This is a genomic window from Pseudomonas sp. CBS, assembly GCF_024734645.1.
Lineage (GTDB): Bacteria > Pseudomonadota > Gammaproteobacteria > Pseudomonadales > Pseudomonadaceae > Aquipseudomonas.
Window position 1 is genome coordinate 4,204,965 of the sequence record NZ_CP102929.1, and the last position, 16,169, is coordinate 4,221,133.

13 protein-coding genes are annotated in these 16,169 nt (G+C 62.2%); 10 read left to right on the forward strand and 3 right to left on the reverse strand.

What is annotated here, in order from left to right:
- Positions 1 to 4: 4 nt before the first annotated feature.
- From tssK to tagH, 3 genes are read right to left on the reverse strand one after another with little or no spacing between them, the layout of a single operon-like run.
- On the reverse strand, positions 5 to 1,339 hold the full coding sequence (gene tssK, locus NVB75_RS19370; protein WP_076013173.1) for a type VI secretion system baseplate subunit TssK: 1,335 nt from the start codon (positions 1,337 to 1,339) through the stop codon (positions 5 to 7).
- Positions 1,340 to 1,353: 14 nt separating this feature from the next.
- On the reverse strand, positions 1,354 to 1,860 hold the full coding sequence (gene tssJ, locus NVB75_RS19375) for a type VI secretion system lipoprotein TssJ (protein ID WP_063033831.1): 507 nt from the start codon (positions 1,858 to 1,860) through the stop codon (positions 1,354 to 1,356).
- Positions 1,861 to 1,912: 52 nt separating this feature from the next.
- Positions 1,913 to 3,235: a type VI secretion system-associated FHA domain protein TagH gene (gene tagH, locus NVB75_RS19380; protein WP_258342844.1), complete on the reverse strand. Its 1,323-nt coding sequence runs from the start codon at positions 3,233 to 3,235 to the stop codon at positions 1,913 to 1,915.
- 404 nt (positions 3,236 to 3,639) lie between these two features.
- Between tagH and tssA the strand changes: the two genes are divergently transcribed.
- From tssA to NVB75_RS19430, 10 genes are all read left to right on the forward strand, one after another.
- Positions 3,640 to 4,659: a type VI secretion system protein TssA gene (gene tssA, locus NVB75_RS19385; protein WP_258342845.1), complete on the forward strand. Its 1,020-nt coding sequence runs from the start codon at positions 3,640 to 3,642 to the stop codon at positions 4,657 to 4,659.
- 54 nt (positions 4,660 to 4,713) lie between these two features.
- Positions 4,714 to 5,220 (forward strand): type VI secretion system contractile sheath small subunit, encoded by a 507-nt coding sequence (tssB, locus tag NVB75_RS19390; protein ID WP_010168268.1) that lies wholly within the window; start codon positions 4,714 to 4,716, stop codon positions 5,218 to 5,220.
- A 2-nt stretch (positions 5,221 to 5,222) separates the two neighbouring features.
- Positions 5,223 to 6,719, forward strand: coding sequence for a type VI secretion system contractile sheath large subunit (gene tssC, locus NVB75_RS19395; protein WP_258342848.1), 1,497 nt, complete (start codon positions 5,223 to 5,225; stop codon positions 6,717 to 6,719).
- Positions 6,720 to 6,872: 153 nt separating this feature from the next.
- On the forward strand, positions 6,873 to 7,361 hold the full coding sequence (locus NVB75_RS19400) for a type VI secretion system tube protein Hcp (protein ID WP_003213345.1): 489 nt from the start codon (positions 6,873 to 6,875) through the stop codon (positions 7,359 to 7,361).
- Between the two features lie 209 nt (positions 7,362 to 7,570).
- Complete coding sequence (gene tssE / locus NVB75_RS19405) at positions 7,571 to 8,086, forward strand: type VI secretion system baseplate subunit TssE (RefSeq protein ID WP_026077864.1); 516 nt, start codon at positions 7,571 to 7,573, stop codon at positions 8,084 to 8,086.
- A complete protein-coding gene (tssF, locus tag NVB75_RS19410; protein WP_063033828.1) occupies positions 8,083 to 9,942 on the forward strand; it encodes a type VI secretion system baseplate subunit TssF in 1,860 nt (619 codons plus the stop codon). The genes tssE and tssF overlap by 4 nt, the downstream gene beginning before the upstream one ends.
- Complete coding sequence (gene tssG, locus NVB75_RS19415; protein ID WP_258342850.1) at positions 9,906 to 10,949, forward strand: type VI secretion system baseplate subunit TssG; 1,044 nt, start codon at positions 9,906 to 9,908, stop codon at positions 10,947 to 10,949. Before tssF ends, tssG begins: the two co-directional genes overlap by 37 nt.
- Complete coding sequence (gene tssH / locus NVB75_RS19420) at positions 10,942 to 13,614, forward strand: type VI secretion system ATPase TssH (protein WP_258342851.1); 2,673 nt, start codon at positions 10,942 to 10,944, stop codon at positions 13,612 to 13,614. Before tssG ends, tssH begins: the two co-directional genes overlap by 8 nt.
- 158 nt (positions 13,615 to 13,772) lie before the next feature.
- The gene (locus tag NVB75_RS19425) at positions 13,773 to 15,719 is read left to right on the forward strand and encodes a type VI secretion system Vgr family protein (protein ID WP_258342853.1); all 1,947 of its coding nucleotides are present in this window, start codon (positions 13,773 to 13,775) and stop codon (positions 15,717 to 15,719) included.
- A 15-nt stretch (positions 15,720 to 15,734) separates the two neighbouring features.
- Positions 15,735 to 16,169 carry a DcrB-related protein gene (locus tag NVB75_RS19430; protein ID WP_017476738.1) on the forward strand — a complete coding sequence of 145 codons (435 nt, stop codon included), beginning with the start codon at positions 15,735 to 15,737 and terminating at the stop codon, positions 16,167 to 16,169.

Consider the following 16,169-nt stretch of genomic DNA (forward strand, 5'->3'; position numbering starts at 1 on the left):
CGGATTATCCTCGGATGGCCCAGAAAGCCAGGTTCAACCCCGGGAACTGGCCGGCGATGTGGAACGCAAAGCCGCCGGAATTACTCAGTTGCTGCCAGTGCTCGCTGCCCCGGTCCAGCTCGTAATAGGTGCTGCCTGCATGGTACGGAATCTGCCGTGGCGCCACCGGCAGCGGCAGCAGGCCGATGCCCGGCAGTTGCAGGTTGACCAGGTCGCGGATGTGTTCCACCGAGCCGACTTTGCTTTGCTGACCGAAGCGCGCGCGCAGGGTTTCGCCTGGCACATCGGCGCGCACCACCAGGATGAAACTGGCGCTGTCGATCAAGGTTTTGTCGGCCAGCATCGCCACGTGCACGCCGTAGGCTTTCTCGACAATCGGGATCGGCGTGGCCTTGCTGTCGATCAGCATCGACAGTGCTTCACGCAGCGCCTGCATCACCGGGGTGAAGCTCAGGGCCAGGTCGTCATGCTGGTATTGCGGGTATTCCTGGGGGCGGCGGCCAGTGGTGGAGAAGGTCGAGAACTCGCCGGCCAGGCTCACCAGTTCACTGAAGAAACGCTCCGGGTGCAGCGGGCTCAACTGGCTCAGGTGCTGGATCAGCGGCTGGGCGCGGTTGACCAGTTGCAGCAGCATGAAGTCGGCAATTTCCGAAGCGCCACCGGCGCCCGAAGCCACCACGCGCCCGGCCAACGCTTCGCCGCGCTGGTGCAGCAGGCCCAGCAGTTCGCTGCGAAACGCGGTCAGCGGTTTGCTGGCAGCCACGTCGAGTACCGGCGGGATGTAGCTGTCGTCCAGCACCAGGGCGCGGTCGGCGCGTTTTTCCTTGATGCGCACCAGGCCGATGGCTGCGTAATCGCTGATGCCATCCTGGGCAGTCAACAGCCGCAGGGCACGGGAACCGACCGCCACCGGCGCACGGTTTTCAAAGGGCGCGTTGTCGTCGCGCACTTCGCGCACCTGGCTGACGTAGCGCGCCGCTTCCAGGGCTTCGCCTTCGTCGACGGTGTCGCGGGCGCCGGCACGCTTGAGGGGCAGTGCCAGGTAGACCAGGCCATCGCGCAGGTGGTCGTCGATGTTCAACGGGCTCGGCGCCAGGTCGTCCTGCGGAATATTGAACGGCGTACCGTCGGGCAACAAACCGCGTGCCGAGACAATCGCCAGCTTGCCCTGGGCCAACAGGCCCTGGTCGATCAACAATTCGGAGAAGCCCCAGGCCCCTGCCGACAACGGGCGGCTGCGCGCATCGATCAGGTTTTCCAGGTAACGGTCATGCTGCTGGAAGTGCTGCGTTCCGATGAACATGCCTTCCGACCAGACCACGCGATTGTTCCAGGACATGGGGGCTCCGATTCTTATTGGGCAGGGCTGGATGGGGGAACCACGACGTCGGCACGTACGGCATGCACATCGAGGCTGATCTGGTATTCGGTGTATTGGCGCGCCGGCACGTTAAGCACGGTGCGCCACACGGCGCGGTCCAGTTCGCGATAGCCCACCAGCAGGCCGATCTGGCGGGTGGACGGATCGAGGTCGCGCTGGATGCTCAATTGCTGGCCGGGCTGGATCACCACTTCGTCCTGGTCGAGCAGGTCGAGGCCGAGGGTCGACTGGGCGCGATCGGCCAAGGCGAAGTAGTCGGAACGGCTGAAGGTGGCGGCGTTTTTCAGTTCGAAAATCCGCACCCGTACCGGGGCTGCCTGGCCATTGGCGCCGGGGTTGAGCCCGGCGATGGCGTGGAAATGCAGCTCGACGGCGGCGGTGTCTGCCTCAGCCTCGGGGGCTTCGGGCTTGGCCGCATCCTTGGCACACGCCGTCAGCAGAAGCGCGGTGGCGGCTGCGAGTAAAAACCTGGGAATCATCCTGCGTCCTCAATGACGTACTTAGCTATCCGTTGTTCCATGTACTGCGTTGTTAGTGACGCTGTCGGCTGCTGTGCTCTTCGTAGGCACGGCTGAATTCACGCCCGAACAAGTCCTGGAAATCTTCCTGGGCCTCGCGGGAAATATTGCTGTAGAGCTCGGTGAACTGCTGCCAGTACTGGGCCTGGCGCGAACCGTTGAAAATGCTCGACAACCCGCCCGGTTTGCCCATGCGCTCTTCAAGCTGCGCCGGCTCAAAGCGCGTCAGCAGGTGTTTGATGGCGGCTTCGACACCGGCCATTACCGCCAGTTGGTGAGCGCGCAGATCGTCGAAACTGTCGCGTACTGCCACGTCCGGCGCCATAAACGCCTGGTTGCTGTGACGCAGTAGCAGCAGTAACGCTTCATCGGCATTCGGGGCGAATTTCAACGGGTTGTTTTCCACCGGTTGAATCACCGTCTGCTGCATGCGGAACTCGCCCTTGAGGCTGCTGCGGGCACGCAGTACGTCGATCAAACCTTCGACCATCAGCCGGTAGCTGCGGCCGATGCTTTCCATCTGGGCTTCAGCCTCGGCCTTGTCCAGGCGCAACTGATCGAGGCCGGCACCGCGCAGGAAGGCTTGCAGCAAATCGGGGTGGTTGGCGTCGGCCACCGGGAGCGGCTGCTCGACCTTGGGTGGCTCGATGATCGGTGGTGGAGGAGGAGGCGGCGCAACAGGCTTGGGTGCCGGGGCATCGCCAAACAAATCCCAGTCGTCGGGAATGATTGAGCCCGAGACCACCGGCGCAGGCGGTTCAGCGACGGGCAGCGGTGTCGGCGGACGAAAGTCGTGTTGCTCGGCCGGTACGTGGTCGTGCACGGTGGCCGGCGGGACGCTGGTGGGTGCGAGGAAGTCGAACAGGTCCGGCAGGGTGTCCATCGACGAGGCGCCCTGAAACTGCGGCGCGATCACCGGGTGCGGCGTCGGGGTGCTCACGGCGGCGCCCATCAGGGCTTCGAAGCTGTTGGAGGTGTCACCGGTGAAAGACGGGGTATCTGTCACTTTCAGGTTGAAATCGATACGCGCCTGGATTTCGTAATCACCGATGCGAATCAGCTCACCGTCTTGCAATGGCTCGCTGTTTCCCCGGCGCAAACGGATGCCGGCGTTGACTAGCTCAACACCGTTAGTGCTGTTATCGGTTAAATAATAACGACCATCTTTGTATTGAATTACGCAATGCTGCGTGGAAACCAGGCGCTCCGGGTCAGGCAATATCCAGTCATTTTCGGAACCGCGGCCAATAGCCATCGCTCCCTGATCCATGGACTTTTCAGGGCACTGGCCAGGGGTAATCTTGTGATAACTAGTGATAGTCAAACACAGCGACATCATGCCTCCTTGCTGATACTTCGCGCGCGGCCGTTCCCTGGGAGAAATGCTCCCGAGGGATCCACGACAGATCCTTTCAAAACCTTGAAAGCCTGCTTCAACCCGCGTAATAGCTGATCTTAACCGGCCTGTATGACAAAAATCCTGCCTCGGCACCTGCTTCGACCGATCAGTCGCGCAGGATGTTAAGCACCGCACATCTGTCATAGAGGGCGAATAGCTTACCTTGACAAGGCATAAGTACTACACCAAAAATGCACAACTTCTTGAACACCAATGATGGCACTTTGAAATCAGTATGATGTCAAAGCGCTAAATATGACCAAGAAAACATGCAAAGTTCCTCGCGCAACTAATGCATGAGTTGCCCGTCATCTAACGGGCTGATAGGGAGATCGAATTTAGTGGATGTGCCTCTGCTGCTCGCCGCCGTTTCCGCGACTTCGCCTTGTGGCGAAGACTTGGAATATGACGCCGATTATTTGCATCTTGAGCGTGCCGCACAGGGTCAACCCGAGCGCAGCATGGGCGACTCGATTCTGCCTGCCGAACCTCCGGAATGGCGCAGCATCCAGCAGCAAAGCCTCGACCTCCTGCAACGCAGCAAAGACCTGCGCATCACCCATTTCCTGTTGCAAAGCGCCCTCGCCCTCCAGGGCATCGCGGGGCTTGCCGACGCGCTCACGCTGATCAACGCGCTGCTGCGCGAATACTGGGCCGACCTGCATCCGCGCCTGGATGCCGATGACGACAACGACCCCACCGTGCGCATCAACGCCCTCAGCGGCGTGGCCAGCGACGCGAACATCCGCCTGCTGCGCGAAGCCATTCTGACCCGTTCGCGCACCTTCGGCCCCGTCAGCCTGCGCGCCGCACTGAATGCCAGCGGGCTGCAGAGTTTCCCCGGCGAAAGCCTCGGCGCCGAACAGCTCAACGGCGCGTTTCTCGACAGCGATGCCGAGCAACTGCAAGCCACCCGCGACGCGCTGAACGCCGCCCGCGCCGCCTGTGATGCCATCGAACAATACGTCAGCGACCAGGTCGGTTCCGCCCAGGGCGTGGACCTCGGCCCCTTGAAGCAACTGCTCAAGCAGGCCGTGCAGATACTCAACCAATATGCCCCACACAGCGGCGCCGCCAGCGAGCCCGAGGTTGTCAGTGACGACAATGCCCCCTCGGTTGAATACGCCGCCGCGCCCGTTGCAGCACGCCCGACCGGCGACATCGCGAGCCGCGATGAAGTGCTGCGCAGCCTCGACAAAATCCTTGCGTACTACACCCGCCACGAGCCTTCGAGCCCGCTGCCGGTGCTGTTGAACCGAGCGAAGAATCTGGTGCACGCCGACTTTGCGGCCATCGTGCGCAACCTGATTCCCGACGGCATGTCCCAATTTGAAAATCTGCGCGGGCCGGACAGCGAATAAGCGTACGGATCGCGCAGTTACAACACCGTCGCTCAAGCGACCAGGAGCAGCAACGTGGCGAAGCAAAGTTCTCAGAAATTCATCGCGCGCAACCGTGCGCCTCGGGTGCAGATCGAGTACGACGTCGAGCTCTACGGCGCCGAGAAAAAGGTCCAGCTGCCCTTCGTCATGGGCGTGATGGCCGATCTCGCCGGCAAGCCCGCGGAGCCTCTGGCGCCTGTGGCCGACCGCAAGTTCCTTGAAGTGGACGTCGACAACTTCGACTCGCGCCTCAAGGCCATGCAGCCACGCGTCGCGTTCCATGTGCCCAATGAGCTGACCGGCGAAGGCAACCTGAGCCTGGACATCACCTTCGAAAGCATGGACGACTTCAGCCCCGCTGCCGTGGCACGCAAGGTCGACTCGCTGAACAAGCTGCTCGAAGCCCGCACGCAGCTGGCCAACCTGCTGACCTACATGGACGGCAAGACCGGCGCTGAAGAAATCATCATGAAAGCGATCAAGGACCCGGCATTGCTGCAGGCCCTTGCGAGCGCGCCGAAGCCGGCAGGGGACCAGTAATCATGACCGAGAATACCGCCCGCGAAGGCGCCCAGAACCTGGGCGCTACCGAAGAAACCAGCGAGTTCGCGTCGCTGCTGCTGCAAGAATTCAAACCCAAGACCGAGCGTGCTCGCGAAGCCGTGGAAACCGCCGTGCGCACCCTGGCCGAGCAGGCACTGGCCCAGACCGACCTGGTGTCCAACGACGCGATCAAATCGATCGAATCGATCATCGCCGCCATCGACGCCAAGCTCACTGCCCAGGTCAACCAGATCATCCATCACCAGGACTTCCAGCAACTGGAAAGCGCCTGGCGTGGCCTGCACTACCTGGTGAACAACACCGAGAGCGATGAGCAACTGAAGATTCGCGTGCTCAACATCTCCAAGCCGGACCTGCACAAGACCCTGAAGAAATTCAAGGGCACCGCGTGGGACCAGAGCCCAATCTTCAAGAAGATGTACGAAGAAGAATACGGCCAGTTCGGCGGCGAACCTTACGGCTGCCTGGTGGGCGACTACTACTTCGACCAGTCGCCTCCCGACGTGGAGCTGCTGGGCGAGCTGTCGAAAGTCTGCGCCGCGATGCACGCGCCGTTCATTGCCGCGGCTTCGCCAACCGTAATGGGCATGGGCTCCTGGCAGGAACTGTCGAACCCGCGCGACCTGACCAAGATCTTCACCACCCCGGAATACGCCGGCTGGCGCTCCCTGCGTGAATCGGAAGACTCGCGCTACATCGGCCTGACCATGCCGCGCTTCCTGGCGCGCCTGCCGTACGGCGCCAAGACCGACCCGGTGGAAGCCTTCGCCTTCGAAGAAAACACCGACGGTGCCGACAGCTCCAAGTACACCTGGGCCAACGCGGCCTACGCGATGGCGGTGAACATCAACCGTTCGTTCAAACACTTCGGCTGGTGCTCGCGCATCCGTGGCGTGGAGTCTGGCGGTGAAGTCGAGAACCTGCCGGCCCACACCTTCCCGACCGATGACGGCGGTGTGGACATGAAGTGCCCGACCGAAATCGCCATCAGCGACCGCCGTGAAGCGGAACTGGCGAAGAACGGTTTCATGCCGCTGCTGCACAAGAAAAACACCGACTTTGCCGCCTTCATCGGCGCCCAGTCGTTGCAGAAACCGGCCGAATACGATGACCCGGACGCCACCGCCAACGCCAACCTGGCCGCGCGCCTGCCGTACCTGTTCGCCACCTGCCGTTTCGCTCACTACTTGAAGTGCATCGTGCGCGACAAGATCGGTTCCTTCAAAGAGAAGGACGAGATGCAGCGCTGGTTGCAGGACTGGATCCTCAACTACGTGGACGGCGACCCGGCGCACTCCACCGAAACCACCAAGGCCCAGCATCCATTGGCGGCTGCCGAAGTGATCGTGGAAGACGTTGAAGGCAACTCGGGGTACTACAACTCCCGGTTCTACCTGCGCCCGCACTACCAGCTTGAAGGGCTGACCGTGTCGCTGCGCCTGGTATCGAAACTGCCTTCGGCGAAAGGCGCGTAACACCGTCGCTCGTTCCCACGCTCCGCGTGGGAATGCCGCTCGGGACGCTCCGCGTCCCAGTGACGCAGAGCGTCACAAGATGCGTTACCACGCAGAGCGTGGGAACGATCAGCGTTAACAAATTCTGTGGCTGAGACCACACAGGGAGAAAACATGGCTGTTGATATTTTCATCAAGATCGGCGACATCAAGGGCGAGTCCATGGACAAGGCCCACAAGGACGAAATCGACGTATTGAACTGGAGCTGGGGCATGGCCCAGTCCGGCAACATGCACGTGGGCGGTGGCGGCGGCGCAGGCAAGGTGAACATCCAGGACCTGTCGCTGACCAAGTACGTCGACAAGGCCTCGCCTAACCTGATGATGCACTGCGCCAGCGGCAAGCACATCGACAAGGTCACGCTGACCGTGCGCAAGGCCGGCGGTGAAAGCCAGGTCGAGTACATGATCATCAACCTGGAAGAAGTGCTGGTTACCTCCCTGAGCACCGGCGGTTCGGGCAGCGATGATCGCCTGACCGAAAACGTGACCCTGAACTTCGCCCAGGTGATGGTGGACTACCAGCCACAGAAAGCCGACGGCACCAAAGACGGCGGCGCGATCAAGTTTGGCTGGAACATTCGCTCCAACACCAAACGCTGATTTGTCACCCTCGCTCCGTAGGCGCTGTCGAGCGGAGCGAGGCTGCGTTCGAGGACGAAGTCCTCGCAATCCGGCACCGATAGTTGACTGATAAGTCCCGGTGTCCGGTTTACGACTGCTTCGCAGCCGAACGCAGCCTCGCTTCGCTCGACAGCGGCTACGGGTCGGGCACTTTGTTCCTCTCGCAACCCGTCCGTGGAGCTGCTTTGGTGGTAACTGAAATTGCTTCCCGCGATCGCCTGCAACCGTCCCTGCTGGACCGGTTGACCGACGATGACCCGACCAATCCCAAGGAAAGCGCCGACAAACGCGTGCTGTCCCTGAGCCAATTGAAAGCCTCGGTGCTGCGTGACCTGACGTGGCTGCTCAATACCACTTCACTGCTCAACGCCGACGCCACGCTGCACACGCCGGCCGGTACGTCGGTGGTCAATTACGGGCTGCCTGCCCTGGCGGGCAACAGTGTTTCCAGTGTCGACGTCAGTGCCCTGGAAGCCTTGATTCGACAAGCTATCGCCACCTTCGAGCCGCGTATCCTGCGTCATACCCTGCGGGTCAAGGCACGCGTGGGCCATGGCGAGATGAACCATAACGCCCTGAGTTTCGAGATCGAGGGCGACCTGTGGGCGCAGCCGGTGCCGTTGCGCCTGTTGCTGCAAACCGACCTGGACCTGGAAACCGGCCATGTGCGTGTGGTCAACGCCGACCAGCGGAGACGCCCATGAACCCGCGCCTGCTGGAGCTGTACAACCAGGAACTGCACCACGTGCGCGAAAGCGCCGCCGAGTTCGCCAAGGAATACCCGAAGATCGCCAGTCGGCTGACCCTGTCCGGCATGGACTGCGCCGACCCGTACGTCGAACGGTTGCTCGAAGGCTTTGCGTATCTCACGGCCCGGGTCCAGCTCAAACTCGACGCCGAGTACCCGACCTTCACCAACAACCTGCTGGAGATCGCCTACCCGCACTACCTGGCGCCGACCCCGTCGATGACCGTGGTGCAGTTGCAGGCCGATCCCGATGAAGGCTCCCTGGCCAGTGGTTTTCCACTGCCCCGCGACACCGTCCTGCGTGCCGCGCTGGGTCGCGAAACCCAGACCTGCTGCGAGTACCGCACCGCGCACCCGGTGACGCTGTGGCCGTTGCAGGTCGCCCAGGCCGAGTACTTCGGCAACCCGTCCGCGGTGCTCGGGCGTTTGGCCGCCAGCGAACCCAAGGCCAAGGCCGGTCTGCGTCTGACCTTGCGTACCGGCGCCGAGCTGCCGTTCAACAGCCTCGCCCTGGATAATTTGCCGCTGTACCTCAGCGGTGCCGACGAACAACCGTTCCGCCTCTACGAACAACTGCTGGGCAATGCCTGTGCGGTGTTCGCGCGCAAGCCCGGCGGTGATTGGGTTGAACGCCTGCCGCCGGATGCCTTGCGCTCCCGGGGTTTCGACGACGCCGATGCGGCAATGCCGGTGGTGCCTCGGGCATTCCAGGGCTATCGCTTGCTTCAGGAATACTTCGCTCTGCCCCACCGTTTTCTGTTCGTTGAATTCGCTGAGCTGAGCCGCGCCGTCAAGCGCTGCGACGGCCAGGAGCTGGAACTGATCGTGCTGTTCGACCGCCACGATCCGAGCCTGGAAGGCAGCGTCGGCAAGGCGCAATTCGTGCCGTTCTGCACCCCGGCAATCAACCTGTTTCCCAAGCGGGTGGACCGAATTCACTTGTCCGAGCGGGTCAACGAACACCATGTGATCGCCGACCGCACGCGGCCGATGGACTTCGAGATTCACTCCTTGAGCGGCATCACGGGCCACGGCACCGGACCGGAGCAGCCTTTCTTGCCGTTCTACGCCGTGCGCGATCCGTCGCGCTATGGCCGTGACCAGGCTTACTACACGGTGCGCCGCGAACCCCGCGTGTTGTCCAGCGACCAGCGTCGCAACGGGCCGCGCTCCACCTATGTGGGCAGCGAAACCTTCGTCAGCCTGGTGGACACCCAGCAAGCGCCGTACCGCCATGACCTGCGCCAACTGGGCGTTACCGCACTGTGCACCAACCGCGATTTGCCGTTGTTCATGAGCGTGGGCAACGGCAAGACCGACTTCACCCTGGCCGACAGTGCGCCGGTATTGGCCGTACGTTGCGTCGCCGGGCCAAGCCGCCCGCGCGCCAGCCATGCCCATGACGCCAAGGCCTGGCGCCTGATCAGCCAGTTGTCGTTGAACTACCTGTCGCTGAGCGAGCAAGGCCAGGGCGCCGCCGCCCTGCGCGAATTGCTGCGCCTGTATGGCGACAGCAACGACGCCGCCCTGCAATTGCAGATCGAAGGCCTGCGGGAAGTCAGCAGCAAAGCGGTGACCCGCCGCCTGCCGATGCCCGGCCCGATCGTGTTTGGCCGGGGCCTGGAGATCACCCTGGAATTTGATGAAAACGCGTTCCGCGGCACCGGCGTGTTCCTGCTCGGTGCGGTGTTTGAACGGTTCCTGGCACGCTATGTGTCGATCAACAGTTTTACCGAGACGGTGATCCGTACCACCGAACGCGGCGAGATCATGCGATGGAAAGCCAAGCCCGGACGCCGTCCGACCCTGTGAGTACCCTGGATGCGATGCATCAGGAGCCCTGGGAATATGACTTCTTCCAGGCGCTGCGTCGTATCGAGTGCGAATCGCCGGAGCTGCCACGCCTGGGGCATTCCCTGCGCCTGGCGGATGACCCGCTGCGTCTCGGTCAGCAGGCCGATTGCACCTTTGCGCCGGCCACATTGGCCTCGGTCGAACCTGGGGCTGAAGGCCAGCCGGCACGGCTGGAGCAGTTCTTCTTCGGCCTCGGCGGCCCCAACGGCCCGCTGCCGCTGCACATCACCGAGTACGTGCGTGAGCGCCAGCGCAACAACGCCGACAGCACCAGCAAGCGCTTCCTGGATGTGTTCCACCACCGCCTGCTGACCCTGTTTTATCGGGCCTGGGCCGAGGCACGGCCGACCGTCAGCCATGATCGCCCGGACGATGACTACTGGTCGGCGCGCCTCGCGGCACTGAGTGGTCGCGGAACACCGAGCCTGCTCAACCAAGGCCTGATCCCCGACACGGCGAAGCTGCATTACAGCGGCCACCTGTCGGCGCAAACCCGCTACCCGGATGGCCTGAAAGCGATTCTCGGCGAGTACTTCGGCCTGCCGGTGGAGATCGAAGAGTACGTCGGCCAATGGCTGGAACTGCCCGAGCGCAGCCGCGTGAGTGTCAGCGCCAACCAGCTGGGCGTGGACTTTTGCCTGGGCAGCCACGTGTGGGACCGCCAGCATAAATTTCGCATTCGCCTGGGCCCGCTGAAGCTCGATGACTACATGGGCATGCTGCCCGGCAGCCAGCCGTTCAACGAGCTGGTGGCGTGGATCGCCGAGTACCTGGGCCATGAACTGGACTGGGACCTGAACCTGATCCTGCAACAACCGGAAGTGCCGGCCCTGCAACTCAACGGCCAGTTCCGCCTCGGTTTCAACACCTGGCTCGGCCAACCCGAGCATGACGCCAACGACCTAATCCTGGCCCGGCATTACGCCGAACACGCCAACACCTCAAGGAATCCAGAGCATGGGTGAAATCAGTCGCGCCGCACTGTTCGGCAAACTCAACAGCGTGGCCTACAAGGCCATCGAAGCCGCCACCGTGTTCTGCAAGCTGCGGGGCAACCCGTATGTGGAACTGGCCCACTGGTTTCACCAGTTGCTGCAACTGCAGGACTCGGACCTGCACCGCATCATCCGTCAGTTCAACATCGAGCCGGCGCGCCTGGCCCGTGATCTGACTGAAGCCCTGGACCGCCTGCCCCGTGGCTCGACGTCGATCACCGACTTGTCGTCCCATGTGGAAGAAGCGGTCGAGCGTGGCTGGGTCTACGGCAGCCTGATGTTTGGCGAAAGCCAGGTGCGCACCGGTTACCTGGTGCTGGGGATTCTCAAGACGCCAAGCCTGCGCCATGCGCTGTTAGGGTTGTCCGGTGAATTCGACAAGATCAAGGCCGAAGCCCTGAGCGAACGCTTTGATGAATACGTCGGCGACTCGCCCGAAAATGCACTGAGTGCCAGCGACGGTTTCAACGCTGGTGCTGTCCCGGGCGAGGCCAGCGGCGCCATGGCCCCGAGCGCGATGGGCAAGCAGGAAGCCCTCAAGCGCTTCACCGTCGACCTGACCGAACAGGCCCGCAGCGGCAAGCTCGACCCGATCGTCGGGCGTGACGAAGAGATCCGCCAACTGGTGGACATCCTCATGCGTCGACGCCAGAACAACCCGATCCTTACCGGTGAAGCCGGCGTCGGCAAGACCGCCGTGGTCGAAGGCTTCGCCCTGCGCATCGTCGCCGGCGACGTACCACCCGCGCTGAAAGATGTGGAACTGCGCAGCCTCGATGTGGGCCTGCTGCAAGCCGGCGCCAGCATGAAAGGCGAGTTCGAACAGCGCCTGCGCCAGGTCATCGAAGACGTCCAGGCCTCGCCGAAACCAATCATCCTGTTTATCGACGAAGCCCACACTCTGGTAGGTGCCGGTGGCGCCGCCGGGACCGGTGACGCGGCCAACCTGCTCAAGCCTGCCCTGGCCCGTGGCACCTTGCGTACCGTGGCCGCCACCACCTGGGCCGAGTACAAGAAGCACATCGAAAAAGACCCGGCCCTGACCCGCCGCTTCCAAGTGGTGCAAGTGGCCGAGCCGTCGGAAGACAAGGCGTTGCTGATGATGCGCGGCGTGGCCTCGACCATGGAAAAACACCATCAGGTGCAGATCCTGGATGAAGCCTTGGAAGCTTCGGTGAAGCTGTCCCACCGCTACATTCCGGCGCGTCAATTGCCGGACAAATCCGTGAGCCTGCTGGACACCGCCTGCGCCCGCGTCGCCATCAGCCTGCACGCGGTGCCGGCGGAAGTCGACGACAGCCGCCGTCGAATCGAGGCGCTGGAAACCGAGCTGCAAATCATCGCCCGCGAGCATGCGATCGGCATCGCCATCGGTGCGCGCCAGACCAACAGCGAAGCGCTGCTGGGTGCCGAACGCGAGCGCCTGGCCACCTTGGAAAGCCGTTGGGCCGAAGAGAAAACCCTGGTGGATGAGTTGCTCGCCACCCGTGCAACCCTGCGCGAAAAATCCGGTGTGGTGGACAGTGATGCGGGTAACCACGAGAGCGACGAACTGCGTGCAAAACTGGTCGATCTGCAACAACGCCTCTCCACACTGCAAGGCGAAACCCCGCTGATCCTGCCGACCGTGGACTACCAAGCGGTGGCCTCAGTGGTCGCCGACTGGACCGGCATCCCCGTGGGCCGCATGGCCCGCAACGAACTGGAGACGGTGCTCAACCTCGACCAGCACCTGAAGAAACGCATCATCGGCCAGGACCACGCCTTGCAGATGATCGCCAAGCGCATCCAGACCTCCCGCGCCGGCCTCGACAACCCGAGCAAGCCGATTGGCGTGTTCATGCTTGCCGGCACCTCCGGCGTGGGCAAGACCGAAACCGCCCTGGCCCTGGCCGAAGCCATGTACGGCGGTGAGCAGAACGTCATCACCATCAACATGAGCGAGTTCCAGGAAGCCCACACCGTGTCCACCCTCAAGGGCGCGCCACCGGGCTACATCGGCTACGGCGAAGGCGGCGTACTGACCGAAGCCGTGCGGCGCAAACCCTACAGCGTGGTGCTGCTGGACGAGGTGGAAAAAGCCCACCCGGACGTGCATGAAATCTTCTTCCAGGTGTTCGACAAAGGCGTGATGGAAGACGGCGAAGGCCGGGTGATCGACTTCAAGAACACCTTGATCCTGCTGACCACCAACGCCGGTACCGAGCTGATTTCCCAGGTCTGCAAAGACCCGGCGAACATCCCCGAGCCCGAGGAAATCGCCAAGGCCCTGCGCCAGCCGTTGCTGGAGATTTTCCCACCGGCGCTGCTCGGCCGCCTGGTGACCATTCCGTACTACCCGCTGAGCGACGAGATGCTCAAGGCGATCACGCGCCTGCAACTCAACCGCATCAAAAAGCGCGTGGAGAACACCCACAAAGTCGCCTTCGATTACGACGACGAAGTCGTCGACCTGATCGTATCCCGTTGCACCGAAACCGAAAGCGGCGGGCGGATGATCGACACCATCCTCACCAACAGCCTGCTGCCGGACATGAGTCGCGAATTCCTCACCCGCATGCTCGAAGGCAAGGCGCTGGCGGGGGTGCGGATCAGCACGCGGGATAACGAATTGCACTACGACTTCAACGATTGACCTGACGGAATGCGATCAAAACTGTGGGAGCGGGCTTGCTCGCGAAGACGGCGTATCAGTTGATGCATCCGGTGACTGATTCACCGCGTTCGCTAGCAAGCCCGCTCCCACAGTTGGAGCCGGTTCCTACAGTTATTACGCAATTTACGGGTTAACCGATGTTATTCAACCAATCGTCACGCCTGGCCAAGATCACCAGCCCCCTGGGGCCGGATGTGCTGCTGCTCAATGAAATGGGCGGCGGTGAAGAGCTGGGCCGCCTGTTCAACTATGAGCTGCAACTGACGTCCCTGGACGCCAACATCGACCTCAACCAGTTGCTGGGCAAGCCCATGAGCGTGGGTCTGCAACTGGCGGACGGCGGCGAACGGCATTTCCACGGCATCGTCGCCCGCTGCAGCCAGAACATCGATCAGGGCCAGTTCGCCAGTTACCAGGTGACGTTGCGCCCCTGGCTGTGGCTGCTGAGCCGCACCTCCGACTGCCGGATTTTCCAGAACCTGAGCATCCCGCAGATCATCAAGCAGGTGTTCCGCGACCTGGGCTTTTCCGACTTCGAAGACGCTCTGAGCCGGCCGTACCGCGAGTGGGAATACTGCGTGCAGTACCGCGAGACCAGCTTCGACTTCGTCAGTCGCCTGATGGAACAGGAAGGCATCTACTACTTCTTCCGCCACGAACAGGACCGCCACGTGCTGGTGCTGGCCGATGCCTACGGTGCCCACGCCAACGTACCCGGCTACGCCTCGGTGCCTTACTACCCCAAGGACGAGCAGCAGCGCGAACGCGACCATATGCACAACTGGCACCTGGCGCAGGAAGTACAGCCCGGCTCCCTTGAGCTCAACGACTACGACTTCCAGCGTCCCAGCGCCAGCATCGACGTACGCTCAGCCATGCCGCGCCCGCACACCGCCGGCGACTACCCGCTGTACGACTACCCCGGCACCTACGTCAAAAGCGAAGACGGCGAACACTACGCCCGCACCCGCATCGAAGCCTTGCAAACCCTGCACGAACAAGTGGAGTTCAGCGGCAACGCACGGGGCCTGGGTTCCGGCCACCTGTTCAGCCTCACCGGCTTCAGCCGCCGCGACCAGAACCGCGAATACCTGATCGTCGGCGCCCGCTACTACATCTCCCAGGAAAGCCTCGAAAGCGGCGGTGGCGCGCCTTCGGCCCAGTTCGAAAGCACCCTCACCTGCATCGACGCGCAACAGAGTTTCCGCCCACTGGCCAACACCTACCGGCCCATCGTCAAAGGCCCGCAGACGGCGCTGGTGGTGGGGCCCAAGGGCGAAGAAATCTGGACCGACCAATATGGCCGGGTCAAGGTGCATTTCTATTGGGACCGCCACGACCAGTCCAACGAAAACAGCTCGTGCTGGATTCGCGTATCGCAGTCCTGGGCCGGAAAAAACTGGGGCTCGATGCAGATTCCACGGATTGGCCAGGAAGTGATTGTGAGCTTCCTGGAAGGCGATCCGGACCGGCCGATCATCACCGGACGGGTGTACAACGCCGAGCAGACCGTGCCTTACGACCTGCCGGAAAACGCCACCCAAAGCGGGATGAAAAGCCGCTCCAGCAAAGGCGGCACACCAGCCAACTTCAATGAAATCCGCATGGAGGACAAGAAGGGGTTGGAGCAGTTGTACATCCATGCCGAGCGCAATCAGGACATCGTGGTTGAGGTGGATGAAAGCCATTCGGTGGGGCATGACCGGAACAAAAGCATCGGGCATAACGAGACGGTGACCATTGGCTCGAATCGCCTGCGGGTCGTGCGCAACAACGATACCGTGCTGGTGGGCGGGGCCAAGTCTGACAGTGCCGCCACGACCTACACCGTCGAGGCTGGCGACAGTATTCGCCTGGTGTGCGGCGCCAGTGTGATTGAGCTCAAGGCTGGCGGCGACATCAACCTGACCTGTGGCTCGTTCAACCTGTTTTCCACCGGCAGCAGCAAAATCCAGACGAAGGGCAAACTGGATATCAACCTGGGCAGTGACAAGGGCACGGTGCCCGGTGCCCAAGGCGTGCAAAGCACGATCAAGTCCGCCGTCGAATCAAAATTCCCCGGCAAGCCCGGCGCTGGTCAATAACGAGATTTATCCACCATGAATTACCTGATCAACGAAGCCCAATTCACCCTGCCCGATGCAGAGGTGCAGGACACCTCGATCAACATTCTCAAGTTCGCCAAGCTGGGCACCACCCTGGTGGTGAGTCGCAGCCCCTTGGCAGATGGCGAGACCTTGCAAAACAACTTCGAGGGCCAGCTGAAAAAGCTAGAACAGCAGGTCAAGGACCTTCGTTATTCGCCGGCGCAAGCCATCAAGGTGGGCCCAGCGCAGGACATCGACGCCTTTGAAGTCCAGAACCGTTTCAACAAAGGCAGCGACAATATTTACCAATATCAGTTGGCAATGCAGATACCCGGCACACGCAACCTGATCGCCTTGAGCTACGTCAAGACCCAGCCCCTGGGGCCTGCCGAGGCGGCACATTGGGCAACGCTCAAGAACACGCTCAACTTTGCCGTCACCCCCTGA

Coding starts and splice junctions, on each gene's coding strand:
- tssK (WP_076013173.1), bottom strand. CDS start 1,339: ATGTCCTGGAACAATCGCGTGGTCTGGTCGGAAGGCATGTTCATCGGA.
- tssJ (WP_063033831.1), bottom strand. CDS start 1,860: ATGATTCCCAGGTTTTTACTCGCAGCCGCCACCGCGCTTCTGCTGACG.
- tagH (WP_258342844.1), bottom strand. CDS start 3,235: ATGTCGCTGTGTTTGACTATCACTAGTTATCACAAGATTACCCCTGGC.
- tssC (WP_258342848.1), top strand. CDS start 5,223: ATGACCGAGAATACCGCCCGCGAAGGCGCCCAGAACCTGGGCGCTACC.
- NVB75_RS19400 (WP_003213345.1), top strand. CDS start 6,873: ATGGCTGTTGATATTTTCATCAAGATCGGCGACATCAAGGGCGAGTCC.
- tssF (WP_063033828.1), top strand. CDS start 8,083: ATGAACCCGCGCCTGCTGGAGCTGTACAACCAGGAACTGCACCACGTG.
- tssG (WP_258342850.1), top strand. CDS start 9,906: ATGGAAAGCCAAGCCCGGACGCCGTCCGACCCTGTGAGTACCCTGGAT.
- tssH (WP_258342851.1), top strand. CDS start 10,942: ATGGGTGAAATCAGTCGCGCCGCACTGTTCGGCAAACTCAACAGCGTG.
- NVB75_RS19425 (WP_258342853.1), top strand. CDS start 13,773: ATGTTATTCAACCAATCGTCACGCCTGGCCAAGATCACCAGCCCCCTG.
- NVB75_RS19430 (WP_017476738.1), top strand. CDS start 15,735: ATGAATTACCTGATCAACGAAGCCCAATTCACCCTGCCCGATGCAGAG.